At 61.8% G+C, this 24,768-nt stretch carries 24 protein-coding genes; 9 read left to right on the plus strand and 15 right to left on the minus strand.

Annotation, left to right across the window (positions count from 1 at the left end; translation table 11 throughout):
- Window positions 1-32: 32 nt before the first annotated feature.
- The 4 genes from NMB39_RS17135 to NMB39_RS17150 form a co-directional block, all read right to left on the minus strand.
- A complete protein-coding gene (locus tag NMB39_RS17135; protein ID WP_056846792.1) occupies window positions 33-587 on the minus strand; it encodes a histidine phosphatase family protein in 555 nt (184 codons plus the stop codon).
- A gap of 88 nt (window positions 588-675) precedes the next feature.
- On the minus strand, window positions 676-1,995 hold the full coding sequence (locus tag NMB39_RS17140) for an MFS transporter (protein ID WP_306957715.1): 1,320 nt from the start codon (window positions 1,993-1,995) through the stop codon (window positions 676-678).
- Window positions 1,996-2,028: 33 nt separating this feature from the next.
- Complete coding sequence (locus tag NMB39_RS17145) at window positions 2,029-3,558, minus strand: class I adenylate-forming enzyme family protein (protein WP_057022642.1); 1,530 nt, start codon at window positions 3,556-3,558, stop codon at window positions 2,029-2,031.
- A gap of 3 nt (window positions 3,559-3,561) precedes the next feature.
- A complete protein-coding gene (locus tag NMB39_RS17150) occupies window positions 3,562-4,740 on the minus strand; it encodes an acetyl-CoA acetyltransferase (RefSeq protein ID WP_494340382.1) in 1,179 nt (392 codons plus the stop codon).
- 129 nt (window positions 4,741-4,869) lie between these two features.
- Here NMB39_RS17150 and NMB39_RS17155 point away from each other — a divergent pair, with 129 nt between their 5' ends.
- Both NMB39_RS17155 and NMB39_RS17160 read left to right on the plus strand, forming a co-directional pair.
- A complete protein-coding gene (locus NMB39_RS17155) occupies window positions 4,870-5,442 on the plus strand; it encodes a LuxR C-terminal-related transcriptional regulator (protein WP_057022644.1) in 573 nt (190 codons plus the stop codon).
- A 468-nt stretch (window positions 5,443-5,910) separates the two neighbouring features.
- Window positions 5,911-7,442, plus strand: a protein-coding gene (locus NMB39_RS17160) for an IS3 family transposase (protein WP_494339157.1) whose coding sequence is annotated in 2 segments (ribosomal slippage) — window positions 5,911-6,352 and window positions 6,352-7,442 — 1,533 coding nt in all. Because the reading frame shifts where the segments join, the coding sequence is not laid out codon by codon here.
- Window positions 7,443-7,707: 265 nt separating this feature from the next.
- Here the strand turns inward: NMB39_RS17160 and NMB39_RS17165 are convergent.
- The gene (locus tag NMB39_RS17165) at window positions 7,708-8,775 is read right to left on the minus strand and encodes an NAD(P)-dependent alcohol dehydrogenase (RefSeq protein WP_464006676.1); all 1,068 of its coding nucleotides are present in this window, start codon (window positions 8,773-8,775) and stop codon (window positions 7,708-7,710) included.
- Window positions 8,776-8,917: 142 nt separating this feature from the next.
- Between NMB39_RS17165 and NMB39_RS17170 the strand changes: the two genes are divergently transcribed.
- From NMB39_RS17170 to NMB39_RS17180, 3 genes are all read left to right on the plus strand, one after another.
- Complete coding sequence (locus NMB39_RS17170) at window positions 8,918-9,814, plus strand: VOC family protein (RefSeq protein ID WP_124356108.1); 897 nt, start codon at window positions 8,918-8,920, stop codon at window positions 9,812-9,814.
- Window positions 9,811-11,202 (plus strand): alginate export family protein, encoded by a 1,392-nt coding sequence (locus NMB39_RS17175; RefSeq protein WP_198719077.1) that lies wholly within the window; start codon window positions 9,811-9,813, stop codon window positions 11,200-11,202. Before NMB39_RS17170 ends, NMB39_RS17175 begins: the two co-directional genes overlap by 4 nt.
- Before the next feature lie 97 nt (window positions 11,203-11,299).
- On the plus strand, window positions 11,300-12,118 hold the full coding sequence (locus tag NMB39_RS17180) for an alpha/beta fold hydrolase (protein WP_057022648.1): 819 nt from the start codon (window positions 11,300-11,302) through the stop codon (window positions 12,116-12,118).
- A 54-nt stretch (window positions 12,119-12,172) separates the two neighbouring features.
- On the opposite strand, the gene NMB39_RS17185 is transcribed toward NMB39_RS17180, so the two are convergent.
- Both NMB39_RS17185 and NMB39_RS17190 read right to left on the minus strand, forming a co-directional pair.
- A complete protein-coding gene (locus NMB39_RS17185) occupies window positions 12,173-12,559 on the minus strand; it encodes a DoxX family protein (RefSeq protein ID WP_057022649.1) in 387 nt (128 codons plus the stop codon).
- 80 nt (window positions 12,560-12,639) lie between these two features.
- Window positions 12,640-13,515, minus strand: coding sequence for a LysR family transcriptional regulator (locus NMB39_RS17190; protein WP_057022650.1), 876 nt, complete (start codon window positions 13,513-13,515; stop codon window positions 12,640-12,642).
- A gap of 111 nt (window positions 13,516-13,626) precedes the next feature.
- On the opposite strand from NMB39_RS17190, the gene NMB39_RS17195 reads away from it, so the two are divergent.
- Both NMB39_RS17195 and NMB39_RS17200 read left to right on the plus strand, forming a co-directional pair.
- Window positions 13,627-14,859, plus strand: a complete 1,233-nt coding sequence (locus NMB39_RS17195; protein WP_494340381.1) for a YbfB/YjiJ family MFS transporter — start codon at window positions 13,627-13,629, stop codon at window positions 14,857-14,859.
- Window positions 14,856-15,854 (plus strand): NAD(P)H-quinone oxidoreductase, encoded by a 999-nt coding sequence (locus NMB39_RS17200; protein ID WP_494340380.1) that lies wholly within the window; start codon window positions 14,856-14,858, stop codon window positions 15,852-15,854. The genes NMB39_RS17195 and NMB39_RS17200 overlap by 4 nt, the downstream gene beginning before the upstream one ends.
- A gap of 191 nt (window positions 15,855-16,045) precedes the next feature.
- Here NMB39_RS17200 and NMB39_RS17205 read toward each other — a convergent pair whose 3' ends face one another.
- The 3 genes from NMB39_RS17205 to NMB39_RS17215 form a co-directional block, all read right to left on the minus strand.
- Window positions 16,046-17,176, minus strand: a complete 1,131-nt coding sequence (locus NMB39_RS17205; RefSeq protein WP_494340379.1) for an alkene reductase — start codon at window positions 17,174-17,176, stop codon at window positions 16,046-16,048.
- Window positions 17,177-17,253: 77 nt separating this feature from the next.
- Window positions 17,254-17,931: a type 1 glutamine amidotransferase domain-containing protein gene (locus NMB39_RS17210; protein ID WP_124400334.1), complete on the minus strand. Its 678-nt coding sequence runs from the start codon at window positions 17,929-17,931 to the stop codon at window positions 17,254-17,256.
- Window positions 17,928-18,557 carry a TetR/AcrR family transcriptional regulator gene (locus NMB39_RS17215; RefSeq protein WP_056846784.1) on the minus strand — a complete coding sequence of 210 codons (630 nt, stop codon included), beginning with the start codon at window positions 18,555-18,557 and terminating at the stop codon, window positions 17,928-17,930. The genes NMB39_RS17210 and NMB39_RS17215 overlap by 4 nt, the downstream gene beginning before the upstream one ends.
- Window positions 18,558-18,730: 173 nt before the next feature.
- Between NMB39_RS17215 and NMB39_RS17220 the strand changes: the two genes are divergently transcribed.
- Window positions 18,731-19,669: a GlxA family transcriptional regulator gene (locus tag NMB39_RS17220; RefSeq protein WP_464006674.1), complete on the plus strand. Its 939-nt coding sequence runs from the start codon at window positions 18,731-18,733 to the stop codon at window positions 19,667-19,669.
- A gap of 178 nt (window positions 19,670-19,847) precedes the next feature.
- Here NMB39_RS17220 and NMB39_RS17225 read toward each other — a convergent pair whose 3' ends face one another.
- Window positions 19,848-20,486, minus strand: a complete 639-nt coding sequence (locus NMB39_RS17225; protein ID WP_494340378.1) for a GNAT family N-acetyltransferase — start codon at window positions 20,484-20,486, stop codon at window positions 19,848-19,850.
- Between the two features lie 48 nt (window positions 20,487-20,534).
- Here NMB39_RS17225 and NMB39_RS17230 point away from each other — a divergent pair, with 48 nt between their 5' ends.
- Window positions 20,535-21,407, plus strand: a complete 873-nt coding sequence (locus NMB39_RS17230) for an undecaprenyl-diphosphate phosphatase (protein WP_057022660.1) — start codon at window positions 20,535-20,537, stop codon at window positions 21,405-21,407.
- Here the strand turns inward: NMB39_RS17230 and NMB39_RS17235 are convergent.
- The 4 genes from NMB39_RS17235 to NMB39_RS17250 are packed head-to-tail and all read right to left on the minus strand — an operon-like array spanning window position 21,404 to window position 24,759.
- Window positions 21,404-22,366, minus strand: a complete 963-nt coding sequence (locus NMB39_RS17235) for a Dyp-type peroxidase (RefSeq protein ID WP_494340377.1) — start codon at window positions 22,364-22,366, stop codon at window positions 21,404-21,406. The genes NMB39_RS17230 and NMB39_RS17235 overlap by 4 nt on opposite strands.
- Window positions 22,367-22,416: 50 nt before the next feature.
- Window positions 22,417-23,235: a sugar phosphate isomerase/epimerase family protein gene (locus NMB39_RS17240; RefSeq protein WP_494340376.1), complete on the minus strand. Its 819-nt coding sequence runs from the start codon at window positions 23,233-23,235 to the stop codon at window positions 22,417-22,419.
- A 1-nt stretch (window position 23,236) separates the two neighbouring features.
- Entirely contained in the window at window positions 23,237-24,436 is a 1,200-nt protein-coding gene (locus NMB39_RS17245; RefSeq protein WP_494340375.1) for an NAD(P)/FAD-dependent oxidoreductase, read from the minus strand.
- Window positions 24,433-24,759, minus strand: coding sequence for a MocE family 2Fe-2S type ferredoxin (locus NMB39_RS17250; protein WP_494340374.1), 327 nt, complete (start codon window positions 24,757-24,759; stop codon window positions 24,433-24,435). Before NMB39_RS17250 ends, NMB39_RS17245 begins: the two co-directional genes overlap by 4 nt.
- Window positions 24,760-24,768: the final 9 nt, after the last annotated feature.

The following is a 24,768-nucleotide window of genomic DNA, read 5'->3' on the forward strand; positions in this document are numbered from 1 at the left end:
TGCGGGGCGTGGATGTTGCCATGATCCCGCAGTCAGGCGTGAGTTTCCAGGCGCAGGCGCCATACACCGTTGAAGCGCAGCTCTGTGGCGGACAGCGGCTCGACGTCGATCCGGTAGAACATCGAGGCCGGCAGCTGCATGACATTCAGCATCGCGGCGCGAATCACGAACGGGTGGGTCACGGCGACTACATGGCCGGGGTGGCTTTCGAGGGATTTGAGCCATTGGCCGACCCGCATGCAAAGCTGCTCCACCGACTCGCCGCCGTGGGGTGCGCTGGTGCTGTCTGTGCTCCAGGCTGTCAAGGCTTCGCTATCGAGTTGGCTGATGTCCTGGCTTTTCCATGAGCCGAAATCAGCATCGCGCAACGCCATTTCAATCTCAGCGTTATCGCCGAACAAGCCGGCTGTCTGACGAGCCCTGGCCTCGGGGCCACACAGCAGGCGTGGCTGTTTTTTATAGCGCCCGGCCAGGGATAACGCCGCGCCCTGCCAGTCCATGACCACGGATTCGTCGTCGGGAAAACGCCCCTGTTTTTGCAGGGGGGTGACGGCGTGGCAGATCAAGGTCAGACGGGTAGCCAGCATCGCAACTCGCTCGGTTTTCGGTAGGTTACAGCACGCCCACTATTAACGATTAAGCAGACGTATGCAGCTCAAAATATGGGAGGAGCCATCAGGCCAATGCCGCATCCGCCGGCACTGCAACCGGCTGACCGCTGGCGACGAAGTCCTCCTTGCGCAACACCACCAGCGCCACCAACGACACCACCCCGGTCGCCACGTAGAAATACCATGGCGAGGTAATGTCCCCCGTTACCTTGATCAACCAGGTGGAAATCAACGGCGCACTGCCGCCAAACACCGCCACCGGCACGTTATACGCCACCGCAATTCCGGTGGAGCGAATCCGCGTCGGCAGCAACTCGCTCATCAACGCATAGGTCGACGATGCATACAGCCCGAACAAAATCGCCACCGCCATCAGCGGCGCAAAGAACGACGCAGGGGTGGCGGTGGGGGCCGACTTGAACAGCCAGAACATTGCCAGGGTTGCCAACGTACCGACCACCATCAGGAACGGTTTGCGCCCGTATTTATCGGTGAATGCCCCGCCAAACGGCATCACGAAGGCCGCCGAAAAACTGGCGACGAATACGTAGAGCAACGTCGTACCGCTGTCGAACTTGAGGATCTTGGCCATGTAGGTCGAGGCGAAGGTCAGCACCAGGTAAAAAATCGAGCTGTGCAGGGTGATGATAAAGAACACCAGGGCAATCGCACGCTTGTACTGCCACACGTCCCGCAGTGGCGCCCGCGAGGTTTGCCCGGCGCGTTGCAGGGCTAAAAACTCGGGGCTGTCTTCGAGCTTGAGGCGGATGTACATGGAAATAAAGCCCAGGGGGGCGGCGATCAGGAACGGGATGCGCCAGGCCCAGTCCTGCATGACCTCTGCGCCCAGCACCCAGGTCATGCCGTTGGCCACGGCGCCGCCCAGCAACAGGCCAAGCACGGCGGTGACCATCAACCAGCAGGTAGCGAAGCCGCGACGACCGGGGCCGGCGTATTCGGAGATAAAGCTGGTGACGGTGCCGATCTCACCCCCGGCCGAGAAGCCCTGTACGCAGCGCACCAGGATCAGCAGGATCGGCGCGGCAATACCCAGGCTGGCGTAGGTCGGCAACAGGCCGAGCATCACCGTGGAGCCGGTCATCATCACCAGCGCCATGATCAGGGTTTTGCGCCGGCCGATCTTGTCCGCCAGCGGGCCGAAGAACAGTCCGCCCAGGGGACGGATAAAAAAGCTCAAGGCAAACGCAGCGAAGCTGGCCAACAGGCTGGTGGTGGGGTCATCGGAGACGAAGAACGCCTGGCCGATATAGACGGCGAGAAAACCGTAGACGCCATAGTCGTACCACTCGATCAAGTGGCCGGAGGTGGCACCGAGAAACGCACGGCGGCGCTTGCGGACAGTGTCTTGTGCGGGATTGCCCATCGAGGGGACTCCTTGTCTGATTGTCGATCCATGTCAAAGCGCGGCGATACTCGCTGCTTTCAACCACTGCCGCAAGTCGGTCTTGAGAATCTTGCCGTAGCTGTTCTTCGGCAGCTCGCTGCGCCACACATACTTTTTCGGCTTTTTGAACGAGGCCATGCGCGCCAGGAACCAGGCGGCGAGTTCGCTTTCGTCGAGGGGCTGGCCGTTGCGGGTGACTATGAATGCCACTACCGACTCGCCCCATTGCGCGTCCGGTTCGCCCACTACGCACACTTCAAATACGTCGGGATGCTGGGCCAGCACCTCCTCGACTTCGCGGGGGTATACATTGCTGCCGCCGCTGATGATCACGTCCTTGGAGCGATCCGTCAGGGTCAGGTAGCCGGCCGCGTCGAGGTAGCCGATATCGCCGGTCAGCAGCCAGCCGTCCACCAGGGTCTGGCGCGTGGCTTGCGGGTTACGCCAGTAGCCTTGCATCACCGTGGCGCCACGTACGGCGATTTCGCCGCGCTCACCCGTGGGCAGTGGCTGGTGCTCGGTATCGAGGATGCGGATTTCCACACAGGCTTGCGCATGGCCCACCGAGGCGGCGAGGCTGTCCCAGTCAGGGCGCTGGCGTTCGGCGATCACTGCACGGGGCAACACGCTGATGGTCATCGGGCTCTCGCCCTGGCCGTAGATCTGCACCAGGCGCGGGCCGAAGGTGTCGACGGCTTCACGCAGGTCCGCCAGGTACATCGGCCCACCGCCATACACAATGGTCTTGATGCCGGCGCCGTGATAATCCTGGCGTCGGGCCTGCTCGACCATGCGTTTGACCATGGTCGGTGCGGCAAACAGCGACACCCGGCCTACCTGCTCTGCCAGCCCGAACAGCTCGGCGGCGTCGAAGCCGTGGGAGGCCGGCACCACATGCCGTGCGCCGCAGCGCACATGGATAAAGTTGTACAGCCCGGCACCGTGGGACATCGGCGCGGCATACACCGCCGCATCGTCAGCGCTGACCGCATCGACATCGGTGGCATAACACAGCGACATGGCGACCAGGTTGCCATGGGACAGCATCACCCCTTTAGAGCGCCCGGTGGTGCCGGACGTATAGAACAGCCAGGCAAGGTCCTGATCCTGGCGCGGCATCGGGTGCTCCAGGGTCGGCCAGCCACGGTCTGGCGGCCGCAGGTGGCCGTCCAGTTCTTTGCAGCGCGAGGGCAAATCCCGCGATGAAAACACCCCGCCGCCATCGGTAAAGATCAACCGCGCCTCGGCGTTGTCCGCGATCCACGCCGCTTCGCTGGGGTGCAGCTTGGCGTTGATCGGCACCGCCACGGCGCCCATCCACCAGATGGCGTAGAGCAATTCCAGGTAGTCGCAACTGTTTTTCATCAGCAGCGCCACCGCATCTCCCGGCACCAGGCCGTGCTGGTCCACCAGGCAGGCGGCGCGTTGGCGCACATGGGCGGCGAAGGTGGCGTAGTCGGCCACTTGCACGGGGCCGTCGAACAGCGCCGGGCGTTGGGGGGTACGACGCTGGGTGTCGTGCAGCCAGTTGGCAATGTTCATGGCTCAGCTCCTGCGCGCCTGCAGGACCGAGGCATAGTTGGCCACCGCCATGCCGCCCATGTTGAACACCAGACCAAATTCCGGGTTGGGCGCCGCCAGGCCAATCGGTTCGCCGGTCAATTGCCGAAACGCCAAGGCATGCATGGAGACACCGGTGGCGCCGACGGGGTGCCCCTTGGCCTTGAGCCCACCGGAAAGATTCACCGGCAAGCGCCCGCCGGCGCGCACTACCCCGCTGTCGAGTACGCGGTGTCCCTCGCCCTTGGGCGCCAGGCCCATGGCTTCGTAGATCAGCAACTCGGCGATGGTGAAGCAGTCATGAACCTCAGCGAAGCTCAGGTCGGCCAGGGTCACATTCGCCCCGCGCAGGGCTGAATGGATCGCCCGCTGCGGGCCCTCAAACGCCAGGATATCGCGCTGGGCGATGGGCAAGGTGTCGTTGACCTGGGTCATCGCCCGGATCTGCACATCGCGACGAAATGCCCGCGCACGCTTGGGCGCCGCCAGGATGATCGCGGCGGCGCCGTCGCTGATCAGCGAGCAGTCGGTCAGGCGCAGGGAATCGGCCACGAACGGGTTGCTCTGGGACACGTTGTTGCAGTGCTCGAAATTCATTTCCCGATGCATCTGTGCCAGCGGGTTGGCCATGGCGTTGGAGTGGTTCTTGGTGGCGATGGCCGCCATCGAGCCCAGCGGGCAGTGATAGCGCTCGGCGTATTGCTGCGCAGCGCGGCCAAACAGTTGCGGGAAACTCAGGCCGGCTTCGGCCGGATCATTCTGGTAGCCGGCACCGGCGAGGGCCTGGGTGACGGCGGCGGTGCTGGTGTGGGTCATCTTCTCGGCGCCCACCACCAGCACCAGTTCGGCGCTGCCGGAGAGAATCGCATTGACCCCCGCCTGGATCGCCGCCGAGCCGGACGCGCAGGCGTTTTCGCAGCGGGTGGCGGGTTTGAAGCGCAGCCCGGGGTCGGCCTGCAGCAGCAACGAGGCGGCAAACCCATCGGGCACCAGCCCCGAATTGAAATGGCCGAGGAACAGCGCGTCGATTTGCGACGCGTCAATCGCGGCGTCGTTCAGGGCTTCACGGGTGACCTGGACGATCAAGTCTTCCAGCGTGGTGCCTTCCAGGCGACCGAAACGGGAATGACCAGCGGCAACAATGGAGACGCAATCAGCAGGCATAATCAATTTCTTCTGTTCTTGATCCGGACTTTACCTACAATGACCCACCCCCGGTCGCGCGCCAATTCGTGTAACTACTTACATAGGTAAGTAGCGCGCCAGGGTATTGAACAACGAGGCAGGACGCCCATGAACGCGCTAGCACAACAATTCCAAGACCTCGAACGCCTGGCGTTCAAGCTGTCTCCTGCCCCGCAGATCGTCACCAGCAATCGTGTGATACTCGACTGCAACGACGCCTTCCTGAAGCTGTTCGGCTATACACGCGACGCGCTGGTCAATCAGTTGACCCTGCTGATCTACCCGTCCCAGGCCGACTACCACGCCATCGGCAAGCGCAGCCATGACTGGCTGCTCGACAGCGACAACGGCTTTTACTCCGATGAGCGCTTCATGCAGCATCATAACGGCGAAGTATTCTGGGCCAAGTCCCACGGCTACACCCTCACCCCCAAAGACCCGTTCAAGCTGATGATCTGGCACTTCGAACGCCTGGACCGCCTGCACCAGGGCACCGGCGACCTCACACCCCGGGAGCGCGAGATCGCCATGCACATCGTCAATGGCTTCAAGTCCAAGGAAATCGCCCTGCGCCTGGCGATTTCCCACCGCACGGTGGAGGTGCATCGGGCGCGGTTGATGAAGAAGCTGCAGGCCAAGACCGTGGTGGAGTTGGTGTCGAAGATCATTATGGTGGTGTGATACCCAACTGCGAGCTGTTTAGCCTACTCGGTCAAAATGTGGGAGGGGGCTTGCTCCCGATGACGCTGGGACAGCCTCAGATATGTTCATCTGACACTCCCTCATCGGCTCATGAATATCTACACAACTCACGCAGCCACCATCAGTAACCACGATGCGAAGCGAGCCGCTCTTGATCTTGATCTGCTTTTGATCTCAGGCGCCCCGTTAAACCACGCTGGCCGGAACTCGACAGGGATTTGGGGGGTAAACCGGCAGGGATTCCGGTTTAGCCGCCCCGCGCCATGGATGGCGCGTGGCGGCGGCCCCCCAAATCCATGTCGGATTACGGGCACACCGAGCCTGGGCGAGGTGCCGAGTGGTGGGGCAAGAGCCTTTTGGTTACTTTTGGGCTCTTCCCCCCGTGTCAGCCTATCTGTCACCTCTGATGTTTGACTCAATCATTCAAGGGGGCGAAGGTGTTTGGCAATGCCGAAATGTTATGACAATGACTTCAAAGATTGGGCGGTTCTGCAAATGATGCCGCCCCTTAATCGAGCGGTGGCAGAACTCGCCGTTGCAATCGGCGTCACCCCACAGTCACTACGAGATTGGAGACAAATGGCTAGAGATAAAGGTTTGGTCGTTCCAGGCAATAACAAGACAAGTGATCAGTGGTCCAGTACCGATAAGTTTAATGCCGTTATGGAAACCGCACCGTTGAGCGAGGTTGAGCTTTCTCAATACTGCCGAATCAAAGGCATTTATCCTGAGCAGATTCAACAATGGCGCCTAGCGTGCCAGAACGCCAACGACACACTTGATCCTCAGCCCTCTAAGAAGCAATCCGTCGAGCAAACAACAATTAAGGAGCTTGAGCGGCAACTGCTTCGCTCCGACGCTAATCGCAAGGAGGCGGTGGCTTTGCTGGAGCTCAGAAAAAAAGCCAATGCGATTTGGGGCAAGGACGAGGAAGACTGATCAGCGCCTCCGATCGTATACAGGTTTTAGGGCTGATCGCCGAAGCAGTAGCCAGTGGGGCGCGCCGATTTCGGGCGTGTAATGAACTTGGGCTTTGTCTGCGGACAGTCCAGCGCTGGCGAACCTGCGCAGTAGACAGACGCCAGACAGTCCAGCGCGAAGCGCCGCCAAACAAACTTAGCGCTCTAGAGCGTCAGGCTGTTTTGGATGCCGCCAATCAACCTGGTTATGCGAGCCTGACACCGCATCAAATCGTCCCAAAACTAGCGGACGAAGGCATTTATTTGGCATCGGAGTCCACGTTTTATCGGGTGATGAGAGAAGCGAATCAGAACACACGCCGTGGTCGAGCGAAGGCGCCCAAGCGCAGAGTTTTGACCACACATCGTGCCGACGGCCCTAATCAGGTGTGGTGTTGGGATATCACTTGGTTACCCACCACCATCAAGGGCCGTTTTTACTACTGGTACATGGTCAAGGACATCTACAGCCGCAAGTTGGTGACCAACGAAGTACATGAGTCCGAATGTTCAGAACATGCTTGTGCACTACTTGAAAAGGGATGTTTACGGGAGCATACCGCGGGTCGGCCGTTGATTCTGCACTCGGACAACGGGCATGTGATGAAGGGCTCGCTGCTGCGTGAAAGCATGATCTCGCTGGGTGTTGAACCGTCCTTCAGCCGCCCTCGGGTTAGCAACGATAACGCATACGCCGAAGCGCTTTTCCGCACAGCCAAATATTGCCCGCTGTGGCCAGACCAGCCGTTCGACGACCTGACTCAAGCGAGGCTCTGGGTGCAGAAATTTGTTGAGTGGTACAACGAAGAACACCGCCACAGCGCCTTGAAGTACGTGACGCCGAACGAGCGCCACGAGGGTAAGGCGCCGGCTTTGCTGCTAGCCCGCAATGATCTGTACAAGTCCGCTAAAGCGGCTAATCCCAGCCGCTGGAGCGGGGACACACGTAACTGGCAGCTTGCAGAAGCTGTTTATCTGAACCCGGAGCGACCGGATGCTAAGGCCGCAATGGGTTGCTAAAACAGTAGTAAGGCGACAGATACATTGACACGTACCGTCTTTTCAAAAGTGACCCGCTGTAAAAGCGGAACCAATAGTGGCCGTAACCCAAATAACGGATATGTACTCGATCAACTCCAACATCCTGGTGGGCTGTCAGGCCGCCATCGGGAGCAAGCCCCCTCCCACAGGTCCAGCGGCGTAACCAAAGTTGTGTAGATACCCATGGCCATCGGGGTCAAGTCGAATCGTCACACCGCCCCTCCCACATTAGATCTGCTGCGTCTCAGGCTGCATGGCTTTCGCGCTTCAAGCTGTCCATATCGATCACAAAACGATACTTCACATCACCCTTGAGCATGCGCTCATAGGCTTCGTTGATGCCCTGGATATCGATCATTTCCACATCCGAGACAATCCCGTGCTTGGCGCAGAAATCCAGCATCTCCTGGGTTTCCTGGATGCCGCCGATCAGCGAGCCGGCCAGGCTGCGGCGCTTGAAGATCAGGTTGAATACCGTGGGCGACGGGTGCGGGCTGTCGGGGGCGCCGACCAGGGTCATGGTGCCGTCGCGCTTGAGCAGGTTGAGGAAGGCATCCAGGTCATGGGGTGCGGCGACGGTGTTGAGGATGAAGTCCAGGCTGTTGGCAACCTTGGCCATTTCATCCGGGTTTTTGGAGACTACCACCTGGTCGGCACCCAGGCGCAGACCGTCTTCGCGCTTGTTCGGTGAGGTGGTGAACAGCGTCACGTGGGCGCCCATGGCGTGGGCAATCTTGACGGCCATATGCCCAAGCCCGCCAAGGCCGACCACACCGACTTTCTGGCCGGGGCCGACCTTCCAGTGGTGCAGCGGCGAGTAAGTGGTGATGCCCGCGCACAACAACGGCGCCACGGCCGCCAGGTTCGAGGCGTCGTGGGAGATGTGCAGTACGAACTGCTCCTTGACCACGATATTGTCCGAGTAGCCGCCGAAGGTGTTTTCGCCGCCGAACACCGGGCCGTTATAGGTGCCGGTAAAGCCGTTCTCGCAGTACTGCTCCTCGCCCTCCGCGCAGGATGCGCACTGCTGACAGCTGTCGACCATGCAGCCGACGCCGGCCAGGTCGCCGACCTTGAATTTTTTCACATTGGCGCCCACCGCCGTCACCCGGCCAACAATTTCATGCCCGGGCACCGAAGGGTAAAGGGTGTTGTGCCACTCGTTGCGCACGGTGTGCAGGTCGGAGTGGCATACCCCGCAATAGAGAATGTCGATCTGTACATCGTCAGCCCCCGGCGCACGGCGCTCGAAGGTGTAGGGCTTGAGGGTGTCCTTGGCGTTCTGGGCGGCGTAGCTGTAAGTCTTGGCCATTTCGTTCACCTGTTTGATCTGACGTAGAGAGTCAGTTGACCCGCATAGACGCTGAACCGTTCAACCAAGCACGCCCATACAATCGGCACCACTGCCTGAGCCCCTAAGCTTTTGACTTTCTTGACAGCGCAGGAGACTAGGCATGAGTAGGCAAGTGAGAGCGGCATCCCTGGCAGTGACGTTGCTGGCTGGGGCCATGATGGGCAGCGCCTGGGCGGCTACGCCGATGGTCGCCGTAGCGCCGCAATATGACACCAGCCATGTGTATGTGGCACCGGCGGAGGTGGAGCGTTTTGCCCAGAGCTTCCTGGCCACGTTCGGCGGCAAGAGTACGCCCCAGGTAGTGGTCAATGTACTGCCAGTGCCAAGCAGCACCACCTCGCAACTGTTGCAGACCCCGGCCGGTACGGTGTCGCTGTTCGGTTTCACCACGCCCATCCCCCATCCGTTTGGCCAGGAACGCAATGGCTACCTGGTCAAGGACATGGACGTAGCGCTCAAGGCCGCACGTGAAAACGGTGCCGCGGTGATCGTCAGCGACTTTCCCGACCCCATCGGTCGTGATGCCGTGGTGCAGTGGCCAGGCGGCGTGAACATGCAACTCTACTGGCACACCAAGACTCCGGATTACGCCGCCTTCCAGACGGTGCCGGAAAACCGCGTGTACCTCAGCGCAGACCGTGCCGACCGCTTTATCAAGGCCTTCGTCGGTTTCTCCCATGGCAAAGTCATCGCCGATGACAAGCAGGCGCCCGGGGTCGACGTCGGCCAGGCCGGCGGTATGTACCGACGCGTCGACATCGAGTCGCCATTTGGGCGCATGGCGGTGCTGGTCACCAACGGCCAACTGCCCTACCCCTTTGGCCATGAAACCACCGGTTACCAGGTGGCCGACCTGACCGCCACGCTGGCCAAGGCCACCGGCTCAGGGGCCAAAGTGCTGGTGCCGAGCTTCGACAGCAAACGCCGTCGCAGCGCGTTGGTGGAATTCCCCGGCGGCTACGTCGCGGAAATCCACCAGCTCACCGCGGCAAAATGATTCGCCGTACAGGCTGGGGCCTGGCCGTGCTGTGGCCGCTGCTTGCCGGCAGCGCCCACGCCGACGCGCAACCGACCCGTCCGGCGATCAAGGCCAATCGTTGGCAGGAGGACTGGTCCGTGCTCAAGGATCCGGCACTGCGCACGCAACCATTGGACAACCTCAAGTACATCCCGCTGTCCGCCGCCAACCCGTTCACCTATCTGTCTTTGGGTGCGACGTTGCGCGAACGCTTCGAGATGAACGACGCCAGCGGGTTCGGCGTGCGCGATGTGCAGCGTGACCGCTACCTGATCCAGCGTTTCCAGGTGCATGCCGACTTGCACCTGGACGAGCATTGGCGGCTGTTCACCCAGCTGGAGGATGTGCGGGCTTATGACAAGACCACGATCGGCGGTGCCGACCAGAACCGTGTCGACCTGCGCCTGGCCTTTGCCGAGTACGTAAACACTTTCAGCGCCGGCACGTTCAAGGCACGGGCTGGCCGCCAGGATTTTGCCTTCGACTTGCAGCGCTTTATCTCGTCACGGGACGGCCCGAATGTGCGGCAGTCCTTCGATGCGTTGTGGGCCGATTGGGAAACGCCGCAATGGCGTTTTATCGGGATTGCCAGCCAACCGGTGCAGTACCAGGATGGCCGGCATTTCGATGACAAATCCAACCGTGATGCGCGCTTTCACCTGCTGCGGGTCGAGCGGCTGGTGGGCGGCAGCAATGAGCTGTCAGCCTATTACGGCGTCTACGAACGCAGGGCCGCGCACTACCTGGACGCCGACGGCGACGAGACCCGCCAGCTGCTCGACACACGCCTGGGCGGCGCGGCCCAAGGCTTCGACTGGGATATCGAAGCCATGCTGCAAAGGGGCTCGGTGGGCAGCAAGACCATCCGCGCCTGGGCGGGCGGCAGCCGCACTGGCTACACCTTCGACACACTGGCATGGAAACCGCGGATCGGCCTGCAACTGGATATCGCCTCCGGTGACCGCAAGGGCGGTGACGGTCGCGTCGGCACCTTCAACCCGCTGTTCCCCAATGGCTACTATTTTTCCCTGGCCGGTTATACGGGCTACAGCAACCTGATCCACGTCAAGCCGTCGATCACCGTCAAGCCCATCGCCAAGCTCAGCGTGCAAACCGCCATCGGCCTGCTCTGGCGGCAGACCACCGCGGACGCGGTCTACACCCAGCCCAACCTGGCCGTCGCCGGCACCGCTGGCCAGGGTGAACGCTGGACTGGCGCCTACGGTCAACTACGCACCGACTACGCTTTTACGTCCAACCTCAGTGGCGCAGTCGAAGCTGTGCACTATGCCGTCGGCCAGACCCTGCGCGATGCCGGCGGGCACGACAGCAACTACCTGGGCATGGAGCTCAAGTTCAGTTGGTAAGCCCAGGCAAGCACACCCGTACAAGCCTGTGGTTGGGTTTACGGCAATAGTAACGCGGATTTTTCACTGCTCTTATCACTCAAGCAAGGAGATTCAGATGAGCACATTCGTTGCCAAAGACGGTACCCAGATCTACTTCAAGGACTGGGGCAGCGGCAAGCCCGTGCTGTTCAGCCACGGCTGGCCGCTGGATGCCGACATGTGGGAATACCAGATGGAATACCTGAGCAGCCGCGGCTTTCGCACCATTGCGTTCGACCGCCGTGGTTTCGGCCGCTCGGACCAGCCCTGGACCGGTAATGACTACGACACCTTCGCCGACGATATCGCCCAGTTGATCGAACACCTGGACCTGCAGGACGTGACCCTGGTGGGCTTTTCAATGGGTGGCGGTGACGTGGCGCGTTATATCGCCCGCCATGGCAGCGCCCGTGTCGCCGGCCTGGTACTGCTGGGAGCGGTGACGCCGATCTTCGGCCAGAAACCCGATTACCCCCAGGGCGTCCCCGCTGACGTATTCGATGGCATCCAGGCGGGCCTGTTGAAAGATCGCGCGCAATTCATCAGCGATTTCAACACCCCGTTCTTCGGCCTCAACAAAGGCCAGGAAGTCTCGGAGGGCGTGCTCACCCAAACCCTGCAGATTGCCCTGCAAGCCTCGCTGAAATCCACCGTGGACTGCGTCACCGCGTTCTCACAAACCGACTTCCGTCCCGACATGGCCAAGATCAACGTGCCGACCCTGGTGATCCACGGCGATGGCGACCAGATCGTACCGTTCGAGACCACCGGCAAGGTCGCGGCCGAGATGATCCAGGGCGCGCAATTGAAGGTCTACAAGGATGCACCCCACGGGTTTGCCGCAACCCACACCCAACAGCTCAATGAAGACCTGCTGGCGTTCCTGAACCGCTGAACCGCTTGAAACATCCTCTCCTTGTTTGGCCGGGCTCGCCCGGCCTTTTTTTGCTCAGGCAAAACGCTGAGCCACTACCAGCCGGCCCGGTCCGGCAATGAGGATGCTGGTAAAGATGATCAACAGCAGCCAGCCGAACTGTCCCTCGAACAGCGTCCACTCCGGGTGCACCACCAGCAAGGCAATCACCAGCACCGCCAGGATCGGCAGGCAGGCCAGGCGCACCAGCACACCCGCGATGATCAGCAGCGGGCACAGCACCTCGGCGAAAATCGCCAGCAACAAGGTGACCTGGGCCCCAAGATGAAACGGGTCTTCGATCAGCTTCAACTGTTCGCCGTAGTTGAGCAATTTGGGCAACCCATGTACCCACAGCAGGAACAGCGCCCCGCTGGCCCGCAGGAACAACAGCCCGATATCCTGATTTCTTGTTTCGTTCATAGACCACCTGTGTCCGTCGACAATGACTGACCGCAGTGTCCCCACAGTCGCACCCATGCGCTTGCAGGCTTGTGCTGACCTCAGACCATCGCAGCCGCGAATCCCGCGACGATTTCATCGATCACCACTCGCACCCGCGCGGTATGGCGCAGGTCGGCGTGGGTGACCAGCCACACGTCATAGGGCAACGGCCGCGTGCGTTGCGGCCACAGGCGTACCAGGCCGTCCCGTAGGCCGGTGCACACCGGAATCTCGCCGAGGCCGATCCCGGCGGCGATGGAGCGGCGCACCAACAGGCTCGAACTCAAGGAGGCGACGATGCGCCCGCGACCCAGGGGCTCGGACACCAGAGCCATGTCTTTCTGGCTTTGCAGGTAGGGTTGATACACCACCAGGTCGTGGCCTTCGAACAGGCTGCCGGGTGCCGGCATGCCGTGACGGTCGATATAGGACTGTGCAGCAAACAACCCCACCGGCCAGCGGGCAATACGGCGGGCGATCAGATCGGGATTGTCCGGGCGGATGTTGCGCACGGCGATGTCGGTTTCACGCTTGGCCAGGCTGAGGAACTGGGTCGACGCATCCAGTTGCACGCGCACATCCGGGTGTTGCTGGTGTAGCCGGGCGATGGCCGGAATCAGGAAATCGACGGCCAGGGAGTCGGTGGTGCTGACGCGCACAGTGCCGGTGAGGCGATCATCCAGGCCTTGGATCTGGCGCTGGAGATCCAGGGCCGAGTGCTCCATTTTTTCTACCGAAAGCAAGGCGGCCTCGCCTACCGCAGTCAAGGCGTAGCCTTCGGGAGTACGCAGGAACAGCGTCGCGCCCAGGGATTTTTCCAGGGCATTGATCCGCCGCCCGACGGTGGCCTGGTCAACCCCCAGCACCCGCGCCGCGCCCCTTGAGGTGCTTTCGCGGCAAACCGCCAGGAACACCCGCGCATCATCCCAGTTCATCACTTCCCCTTAGATGCATATATGCATCGGTGCGACTTAAATTCGCTGCATTATTGCATCGACGATCACCGATATGCTGGGCACCGCAGAAAAACTTTCAGGAACGCCCTTATGCTCCCAATATCTGTGTCATCTCGCCATGCGGCCTGGCTGTCGATTTTCGCCGGGCTGTGCGCCAGCCTGGTCAGCATCGGCCTGGCACGATTCGCCTATACGCCGTTGATTCCAGCCTTGATCGAAGCCCACTGGTTTAGCGCCAATGACGTGGTGTATCTGGGTGCCGCCAACCTGGTGGGTTACCTAGTCGGCGCATTGATCGGGCGGCCCATCGCCCACCGGACCAGCAACAAGACCGCTCTGCGCATGATGATGGTGACAGCGACGCTGGCGTTTTTTGCCTGCGGCTTTCCATTGTCAGTCACTTGGTTCTTCGGCTGGCGCCTACTGTCGGGCATCGCCGGGGGGGCAATCATGGTTCTGGTGGCGGCGACCGTGCTGCCTCATGTTCCGGCCTCGCGCCGTGGCCTGGCCAGCGGCGCGATTTTCCTCGGCATCGGCCTGGGCATTGCCGGCTCTGGCACGCTTGTGCCGCCGTTGCTCAGCCTGGGTTTGCAGCAGACCTGGTTCGGTCTGGGCCTGCTGGCCCTGGTGCTCACCGCCGTGAGCTGGTTCGGCTGGCCGTCGGGCACCGTGCATGCAGAGGCGCCGCAACCGGGCCGGGCGCCGGTGACGCCGCCGGCAGTGTACGTGCTGTTTGCGCAATACGCGTTCATGGCCGCCGGGCTGGTCCCGGCCATGGTATTCCTGGTGGATTACGTGGCACGCGGCCTGGGGGCCGGGGCGCATGTCGGCGCGATGATTTGGGTGATGTACGGCGTGGGCGCGATTATCGGGCCGGTCACCTACGGTTTCCTCGCCGACAAGCTCGGCGCCCGCATGAGTATCCGCCTGGTGCTGGTGATACAGGCAATTACCCTCGGCCTGCTGACCGTCTCCAGTTCCTTTACCGGCCTCGCATTGCTGGCGCTGGTCCTCGGCTCCTTCCCGCCGGGGATCGTGCCGCTGGCGCTGGCACGGGTCCATGAACTGGTACCTCAGCATCATTTGCAACAGATCGCCTGGAGCCGGGCAACAGTGTCCTTCGCCACCTTCCAGGCACTCGCGGGTTTTGCCTATTCGGCACTGTTCAACAGCAATGGCGGCCAACATGTGATGTTATTCATGATCGCGGCCGGGGCCATTGTGGTTGCACTGATGCTGGAAGTGGGCATGATCCTGCTGAACCGCCGACCGTTCGCCACGGTCCCAACTCATAAGCTCATCGCTACAGGAACTCTTCCATGACGCTTCCCCAAGAAATGACCCTGATCGAAATCACCACCCCGGGTGGCCCCGAAGTCTTGCAGCCACGTCGAGCAGATGTGCCGGTGGCCGGGCCTGGCGAGATTCTGATTCGCGTGCACGCCGCCGGGGTCAACCGCCCCGATGCCTTGCAACGCGCCGGCAAATACCCGATGAAACCGGGCATGAATCCGATTCCAGGGCTGGAAGTGGCCGGTGAGGTGGTGGCACTGGGTACTGGTGTGACCGAATACCGCCTGGGCGACAAAGTCTGCGCCCTGACCAATGGCGGCGGCTATGCACAGTTTTGCGCGGTGCCGGCCAGCCAGGCGCTGCCGATCCCGGCGGGCATGGACTGGATCCAGGCCGCTGCCGTGCCGGAAACCTTTTTCACGGTCTGGGCCAACCTGTTTGGCCTGGGCGGTGCGCACAAAGGCCAGCGCGCCTTGATCCACGGCGGCACCAGCGGCATCGGCACCACCGCGCTGATGCTATGCCAGGAGTTCGGTATCCAGGCGTTTGCCACCGCCGGCAGTGCTGACAAATGCGCAGCGATTGCCAAGCTGGGCGCCACGCCGATCAACTACCGCGAACAGGCGTTTGCCGAGGTCATCGCCCAACAGACCGATGGCAAAGGCGTGAATGTGATCCTCGACATCATGGGTGCCTCATACCTGAACGACAACCTCAAGTCCCTGGGCATGGACGGCCACCTGGTGATGCTCGGCTTCCTCGGCGGCGGCAAGGCCCATGACGTCGACCTGCTGACCATCATGGCCAAACGCGCAGTGATCACCGGCTCGCTGCTGCGTGCCCGCACCCGTGACGAAAAGGCCGCGATTGCCGAGCAACTGCGCGAATATGTATGGCCGGTATTGAGCGCTGGACGCTGCCTGCCGATCATCGACAAGGTCTACGAATACACCGACGCCGCCCAGGCCCATGCACGGATGGAAGGTGGGGATCATATTGGCAAGATTGTGTTGCGGGTGGAGTGAGGCGCTTTCTCAATCCCTGGCGACCGGCTTAAGCGTACATCGCCCTCTGTAGGAGCGAGCTTGCTCGCTCCTACATAAAGCCTTGACTGACCGGCATTAGGGCTTGCCCGCGAAGACGTAGGCCCAGCAAACATTGATGTTGGCTGACCCACCGTCATCGGGGGCAAGCCCCCTCTCACATAGTGCGTGTGTCACTCTGGTTCGGCATAAGCCGGATAATCCACATACCCCGCCTGCGTTCCGCCATACAACCCCTCTGCCTTCAACGCATTCAACGGCCAGCCATTGAAAATCCGCTGGGGCAAGTCTGGGTTGGCGATGAACGGCCGCCCGAACGCGATCAGGTCCGCCAGCCCGGCCTCGACCAGTCGAGCACCGCGCTCGGCGGTGTAGCGGCCGGCGTAGATGATCCTGCCGCTGAAGGTACTGCGCACCGCCTGGCGAAAGGTCTCCGGCAGGTCGGGGGCGTTTTCCCAATCGGCTTCGGCGATGGACACATAGGCGATGCCTGACGCTTCCAGCACCTTGATCGCTTCGATATAGGTGTGGTGCGGGTCTTCTTCTACCAGGCCGATGTAGACCCGGTCCTGGTCGGTGCCACTGAACAACGGCGAGAAGCGCACGCCCAAGCGCTCAGGCCCGACCACCTTGCACACGGCCTCAACAATCTCGCGCAGCAAACGCAGGCGATTGTCCAGCGAACCGCCGTATTCATCTTCACGAATGTTGGAATGGGCCGAGATGAACTGGTTGACCAGGTAGCCGTTGGCCGCGTGGATTTCCACGCCATCGAACCCGGCATCCAGGGCATTGCGTGCGGCCTGGGCGTAGTGCCCAACCAACTCTTCGATCTCCAGTGTCGTCAGCGCCCGAGGCACAGGCGGTTGCACCAGCTCTCCGACACCCGGGCCGGTTTCGATAAAGGCCTTGGCTTGCAGCGCCGGCAGCGCAGAGGGGGCTACCGGGGGCGCACCACCGGGCTGCAAGGCGTTATGGGACACCCGCCCTACATGCCACAACTGCGCAAAGATCACCCCGCCCTCGGCGTGCACCGCCGTCGTGACCTTGCGCCAGCCATCGATCTGCGCCGGGCTGTAGATACCTGGCGTCCAGGCGTAACCCTGGCCACGGGGCTCGATCTGCGTGCCCTCGCTGACCATGAAGCCGGCACTGGCGCGCTGACGGTAATACTCGGCCATCAGGTCGGTGGCGATATCACCCGGTTGGGCGCTGCGCTGGCGTGTCAGGGGCGGCAGCACGATGCGATTGTTCAAGCGGTGATGCCCCAGTTTTATCGGGGTGTTCAAGATGCAGTCAGGCATGGGTAGTCCAAATTCAGGGCGAACGAAAACAGTGGCGACTCCTGGGAGTCGCCAAATGCGCATAGCGGTTGATTGACTTAAGCGATGAGGGTCAGCAGGGCCTTGGCCACTTCGCTGGAGCTACCAGGGTTCTGCCCGGTCACCAGCAGGCCATCGACGATCACGAAGGACTGCCAGTCGGTGCCCTTCTCATACTTGCCGCCCAACTTCTTGAATTCATCTTCAATCAGGAACGGCACCACATCGGTCAACTCCACCGCTGCTTCTTCCGAGTTGGAGAACCCGGTTACGCGGCGACCCTTGATCAACGGCTCACCATTGACCGCCTTGACGTGACGCAAGGCACCCGGGGCATGGCAGACAAAGCCGATGGGCTTGCCGGCCCGTTCGAACGACTCGATCAGTGCGATGGACACCGGCGACTCCGCCAAATCCCACAACGGGCCGTGGCCACCTGGGTAGAACACCGTATCGAAGTCGTTGGCGTTGACGGTGTCCAACTTGACGGTGTTGGCCAGGGCCTGTTGCGCCGCAGGGTCGGCGGCGAAGCGACGGGTTTGCTCGGTCTGGAAGTCCGGCAGGTCGCTGACCGGGTCCAGAGGCGGCTGGCCGCCGGCCGGGGAAGCCAGCACCACCTCGGCGCCGGCGTCCTTGAAGGCATAGTAGGGTGCGGCAAATTCTTCGAGCCAGAAGCCGGTCTTGCGCCCGGTATCGCCAAGCTGGTCGTGAGAGGTCAGTACCATTAATACGTTCATTTTCCAGTGCCTCGATCAAAGTGAATAACGGGGTTTTCAGAGCCACCCAACAACTGTCGGGTCAGCAACAGCGCCTCGGCGAACGGCGCAGTGGTACGGGTAATCTTGGCCATGACGCTGGTTCCCAACCACAGCGCATACAGGCGTTGGGCGAGGCTTTCGGGGGCTTGCTCGAACGTGAGCGAGCCGTCTTCCACGCCGCGTTGCAGGGCTACGGCAAGCAATTCGATGGTGCGTGCAGTACCGCGTAGCAGGGCCAACCGCATCGGCTCTGACAGGTCTGATACTTCGGCCCCGAGCTTGACCGCCAGGCATTTGCCGGCATCCGTGCAGCCCGTGTGGTTGTCGATCCAGCATTGCCAATAGCGCATCAGCTTGGCGTGGTGGGATAACCCCGGCTGATCGAACAGAGCCTGCATGCCTTGGACGTAATGGTCGAAATAGGTATCGAGCAACACCACACCGAACGCATCCTTGGAATCGAAGTAGTGATAAAACGAGCCCTTGGGCACTTCGGCAGCCTGCAGGATTTCGTTCAAGCCCACTGCGGAAAATCCCTTGGCACCGACAATCGATTGCCCACGTTCAAGGATCGCCTGCCGTGCACTTTTGCTTGGGTGGTTCATGCTTGACCTCATCCGATTAGACCAGTCGTCTAGTTCGTTGGGGCCATGTTAGGCAGCGAGGCAACGGCTCACAATGTCATATCCGCAAGGATTCCGGACATGAACCAAAGTCGGTTGCCGTTTACCTGGCACACGCCGACAATCGCCTCTCCCCCGCCCCTTGGAGAGATGCAATGCACAGCGTTGCGCTGATGGTTTACCCGAATTTCCAATCCTTGAGCCTCAGCCTGGGCTCGGTGTTCGAGTGCGCCAACCTGCTGCGCGGTGAGCCGGCCTACGAGTTTCACCTGGTGTCGGAAAGCGGCGGCGCGGTGATGACCTCCCAGGGCTTTTCGGTGAACACCACGGCGATCCGGCCAGAGGGCTACGACACCCTGATCGTCAGCGGTTACCTGGAGTTTCGCCTGCCGGAGGCCAACCTGCTGGAGCTGGTCAAGGCGGCGTCGGCTCAATCGCGGCGCGTGGCCTCATTGTGCATGGGCATTTTTGTGCTGGCCGAGGCTGGTTTGCTGGAAGGCAAGCGCACTACCACGCACTGGATCCACGCGCCGGCGTTTCGCAAGCGCTACCCGGATATCCGCCTGGAAGACGACAAGTTGTTCGTGGTGGACGGCCAGGTGTGGACCGGCGCAGGCATGAGCGCCGGGGTCGACCTGGCGTTGGCCATGGTGGAGAACGACCTGGGCAGCGACCTCGCCCGGCGCATCGCACGCAAGCTGGTGATCGCCCAGCGCCGCGGCAGCGAGCAATCGCAACTGTCGGCCTTGCTGGAACTGGACCCCAAGTCCGATCGCGTGCAACTGGCCCTGGCCTATGCCCGTGAAAACCTCACCCACGATTTATCGGTAGAAGCCCTGGCCGACGTCGCCCGGCTCAGCCCGCGCCAGTTCAGCCGGGTGTTTCGCGAAGAAACCGGGCAGACCCCGGCCAAAGCCATCGAGGCCCTGCGGGTGGAAGCGGCGCGGGCGATGATGGAAACCAGTCGTCACCCCGTGGAAGTGGTGGCCCGCGAAACCGGCTTTGGTGATCGCGAGCGCATGCGCCAGGCGTTTCTCAGGGCCTTCGGGCAACCGCCCCAGGCGATGCAGCAGGTGCTGTTCAATCCAGGCTAGGCCCGTAGCCGAGTTGTTGGCGTTCGAACTGTGGGAGGGGGCTTGCTCCCGATGATGGTGAGCCAGTCGCCTGATACTGGGCCTGACCCACCGGCATCGGGGGCAAGCCCCCTCCCACATTTTGATCTCAGGGCATCAGTTACGGTGTGCAGCCTTTAACCTCAGCAAAACCCGCCCGTCAATGCAGCAAAACCCGAGTAATCAGGTAGCTCACCAACTGCGGCTCATCCTCCAGCTCAATCGTCTGCACCGGGCGCGGCAGGGTATCCAGCACGGTGCGCCAGAACGCCTGGGATACTTCGTCCTGATCATAGAATCGCACCAGCCAATTGGACTCGCCACTGCACAGCACCTGGCTGGCGATGGCGCGGCCAATGCCCTTGCGGCGATAACGCTTGAGGATAAACAGGTCGGCCAGTTCCAAGGCGTCGATGCCTGGCAGTTCGCTGCCTTCGATCAACAGGAAACCGGCGATATAGCCATCGACCAGCAACAGGTTGGCGCTCCACTGTGGGTCGTGCCAGTAGCGGGCCAGGTGCTCGTCATGGATATAGAAACGGCCATCGGCCTCGACATCTTCCTGTTCCCAGTCCGAAGATTCGTAGGCGTAGTACTGGTAGAGATTGCGGATCAGCTCGGCGTCTTCGGGGCCGGTCTGGATCAATTCGACGGTGGTTTCAGGCATGGGGCTCTCGGTGAAAAAACGCAGGGCGCCATTGTTCACAAAAGTGCCGGTCACGCCAATGGATTGTCGAATCCTTTCTATTGGCTGAACCGATTGCAGATAGCGCTTGCCCGGGGCAATTTCCTGAAACATTTAGAATAAACTTCGCCGGTTTCCACCTTTCGCTCAAGGACACGTATTGTGACCAACGTCTGTACCGCCGGCCTGGATGTGGGCTTTGCCTCCCTGGATTACCTGCAGATCTTCATCCTGGGGGTAATCCAGGGCATTACCGAATTGCTGCCGGTATCGTCCACGGCGCATATGCGCGTGGTGCCCGCCCTGCTCGGCTGGCAAGACCCGGGCTCGGCATTTTCCGCAGCCATGCAATTGGCGGCGCTGGCGGCGGTGGTCAGTTATTTCTGGCGGGATGTGCGCCAGGTCACCACCGGCAGCATCAGTGCGGTACGCCGGGGCGACTACAACGACCCGTGGTTCAAGCTGGCGGTGGCGATTGTGCTGGCGACACTCCCGATCGGCATTGCCGGCCTGGCCTTGTCTTCGACCCTGAATACCTGCAACTCGCCATTGCGCGGGCTGATGGTGATCGGCATTGCCTGTGTGGTGATGGCGATATTGCTGGCCCTGGCCGAAGTGCGTGCCCGCCACACCCGCGACGTCGGCCAGATGCGCCTGCGCGATGCGCTGATCGTGGGGGTGGCGCAGATCGGCGCGCTGATTCCCGGGGTGTCGCGTTCGGGCTCCACGCTGACCGCAGCGCTGTTCCTGAATTTCAAACGCGAAGAAGCGGCGCGGTTTTCCTTCCTGCTGGGTCTGCCGGCCATCGCCCTGGCCGGTTTGAAAGAACTGTGGGTGCTGCTGCACGCCGACATGCCCGCCCACGCCTGGCCGCATTTGATCTTCGGCCTGGTGGTGGCGAGCATCTCGGCGTTCTTCGCGATCTGGGGCCTGATGAAGTTCCTGGAGCGCTTCTCCACCTGGCCGTTCGTGATCTACCGTGCGCTGCTGGGAGTCTTCCTGATTGTGGCGGTCAGCACCGGGTTGTTGAGTTAAGCCGTCGGTTCGCGGTCGGCCAGTTCTTCGAGCAGGTCGGCCGAGGGCACGAAGAACAAGCCACCGGTCACTGCCGTACTGAAGTCGAGCAAGCGGTCATAGTTGCCGACCGGGCGGCCGACGAACATGTTTTCCAGCATCTGCTCCAGCGGCTGCGGCGAGCGCGCGTAGCCGATGAAGTAGGTGCCGAACTCGCCGGCGCCAGGACGGCCGAAGGGCATGTTATCGCGCAGGATCTTCACTTCCTCACCGTTCTCGTCCGTGATGACGGTCAAGGCGCTGTGGGAGTTGCTCGGCTTGGCTTCTTCGTCCAGTTCGATATCCGCCAGCTTGGTGCGCCCGATCACCTTCTCCTGGGTTTCTACCGTCAAGCTATTCCAGGCGTTCATGTTGTGCAGGTATTTCTGCACCAGCACGTAGCTGCCACCCTCGAATTGTGGGTCTTCGTCACCGACCAGGGTAAATCTTTCGGCCTTGCGCCCTACCGGGTTTTCGGTGCCGTCGACAAAACCGATGATGCTGCGCATATCGAAATAACGGAAACCCTGGACCTCATCCACCACCTTGACGCTCTCGCCCAAGGCCGCCATCAGTTGGGTCGCCAGCTCGAAACACAGGTCCATCTGCTCGGCACGGATATGCAGCAGTATATCGCCGGGCGTCGACACCGCCTTGCGCCCTTCTACACCGAATTCGCGAAACGGATGCAGTGATGCCGGGCGCGGGGCGCCGAACAGCCGGTCCCACGCATCCGAGCCAAAGCCGCAGACGCAGGTCAGGTTGCCCGACGGCACGCGCTTGCCCACAGAACGCACAAGACCCGCGATGTCGGCACACCAGCCACGCACGTGTTCAACCGCATCAGGGGCCAGGGTAGCGACCATGAAAATCGCGCTGCTGGTGATCGGGTGGCACACGGACTGCGGTTCGAGAGGCGGCTGAACAGGGCAGGTTTTCATCAGGCAGATCCATAGGCTAAGGTCGGTTTGAACCGACGCAGGTTAGCAGATCAGCCGTGACAACTGGCCCACACCTGGCGAATCAGCGCTTTCATCTTGAGCGCCTCGGCCCAGCGATCGCTGAGTTCTCGCCCCATTGCATCGGTGATCGCATAGGGTGGCGGGCCCAGTTCGCAGGTGAAGGCCAGGCTCTGGGGCGTGTCGACGCGGGTCAGCCAGTCGTCGATCCCATAGCGCCACCAGCTGGTAAAGCGCTCGACCCACGGCCGATGCTGGGGAAAGTCCAGGCCGACCTGCACCTGTTCGCTGCTGGCAATGCGGCCATGAAAGCCCCAGCTATGGCGCAGGATCGTGCGTATGTGCTCGTCATCTTCCAAGGCACCGGGTTCTGGCAACTCGCGGCCGACGACGTAGTGGGACAGGTCCGCGAGCAGTTTCAGGTCGGGCATCTGCGCCAGCAGGTCGAGGGTGAACAACAGGTCGTTGGTCAGTCGATAACGGTGGGTTTCCAGCAGGATCGGGAAGTCCACCTGTTCGGCCAGGCGTTGCCAGCCTTCGATCAGCCTGGCCGCCTCGGCCTGGGTACGCGGGCGCACGTCGGCTTGCAGGGTGAGGTGGTGGCAACCATAGCGGCTGATCACCTCCAGTGCAGCGGCCAGGTCGTCCACCGATTGCGGGAACAGCTGGCCTTCGATCTGCAAGCCCCTGGCCGTGGCGGCAGCGTGCAGGCGCGGGACGGCGGCGGGCGTCCAGTAATGGTCAGTGATGCCGTCGAAACCGGCGGCGGCGATGCGGTCCAGCTGCGTGTCGAGGCTGCCAGGCTCGGTTTGCATGGCCCACATCGATTGGAATACCAGAAATTGACGCATATCAGCCTCGCAACAGTGGTTTGAGGGACACATCGGCATCTGCCAGGCTGCCCGGGTTGAGCACAGTGCCCGCGGCAATCAGGCGTTCGCACAGCTTGATGTCTCTGGCCGCACCGTTGCCCGGCGCCCAGCCGAAGGCACCTTGCAACCGGGCATCGTCGTCGAGGTAAAACAGCAGCAGGCCAGCGCCAGGCAACGCACGGCTGACCGTGTGTGCAGTCATCACCCCGACAGTCTGCAAACCCCAGTCGTATTGGTCGGACCAGAAACCGGGGAGCGTCTCGAATGGCAGTGCTCGCCCCAGCAGGTTCAACGCGGCGTGCCGCCCCTGGGCCTCGGCGTTGCGCCAGGTTTCCTGGCGCTGATAGATGCCAGCGAGGCGAAACTCGCAGACATCCCCCGCTGCATAGATATCCGATGCACTGGTGCGCAATTGCGCGTCGACACGAATGCCCTGCCCGACTTCCAGCCCTGCCGCCGCCGCCAGCTCGATATTGGGTTGCATGCCAATGCCGGCCACCACCAGGTCACAGGGCAGCCGTTGCCCATCGACCAGTTGTACGGCGTCGGCGTGGATGCATTCGAGGGCGACGTTCAAACGTACGTCCACACCTTGCTCACGATGCAGCGCCAGCAGTGCCGCACTGATCGGCGCCGGCAACACCCGGCTCGCCAGGCGTGGCCCGGCTTCAAGCAGCGTGACCTCACACCCCAGCCCCCGTGCGGTCGCCGCCACCTCCAGGCCAATAAAACCACCGCCGACCACGACCACCCGGGTGCCGGGGCGCAACCTATCACGCAGGGCCACGGCTTCATCGTGGGTACGCAGGTAAAGCACAGGGGCCTGCGCCTCGGGCAAGCGTCGGGCCCGGCCACCGGTAGCCAGCAACAAACCGGTATAGGTCAACCATTGGCCGTCGGCCAGTTGCAGCCGGTGTTGCTGCGGGTCCAGGCGGCTCACCGGGTTGCCGGCGATATGCTCGATGCCCAGCGCTGCCAGCCGTGTGCTGTCGCACAGGCTGCATCCGGCCAGGTCCGTCGAGCCTTGCAGCACAGCCTTGGACAGCGGTGGCCGTTCATAGGGCAAGTGCGCTTCATCACCGATCAGGATCAGGCTCCCGGTGTAGCCTTCTTCGCGCAAGGTCAGTGCCGCACGGCCACCGGCGTGACCGGCGCCAACGATGATCAGGGCTTGGCTCATATTTCGGCCGTGACGGCGAGCAGTACCCGCCCCGCTTCGACCCGCACCGGGTAGGTCTTGAGGTTGACGCACACCGGCGCGCCCAGGGCTTTGCCGGAACGGTAATCGAAGCGTCCGTTGTGCTTGGGGCATTCAATCACGTGGTCCATCACCAGGCCGTCCGCCAGGTGGATTTTCTCGTGGGTGCACAGGCCGGCGGTGGCGAAGAATTCATCCTCGGCAGAGCGGAACACCGCGTAGGTGTGCGCGCAGTGGTCGAAGCGCAATACGTCTTCGGGGTCTATTTCGCCCACGGCGCAGACGTCGATCCATTGATCGTTCATGGCATTGTT

The sequence above is a fragment of the Pseudomonas sp. FBCC-B545 genome (assembly GCF_059134095.1).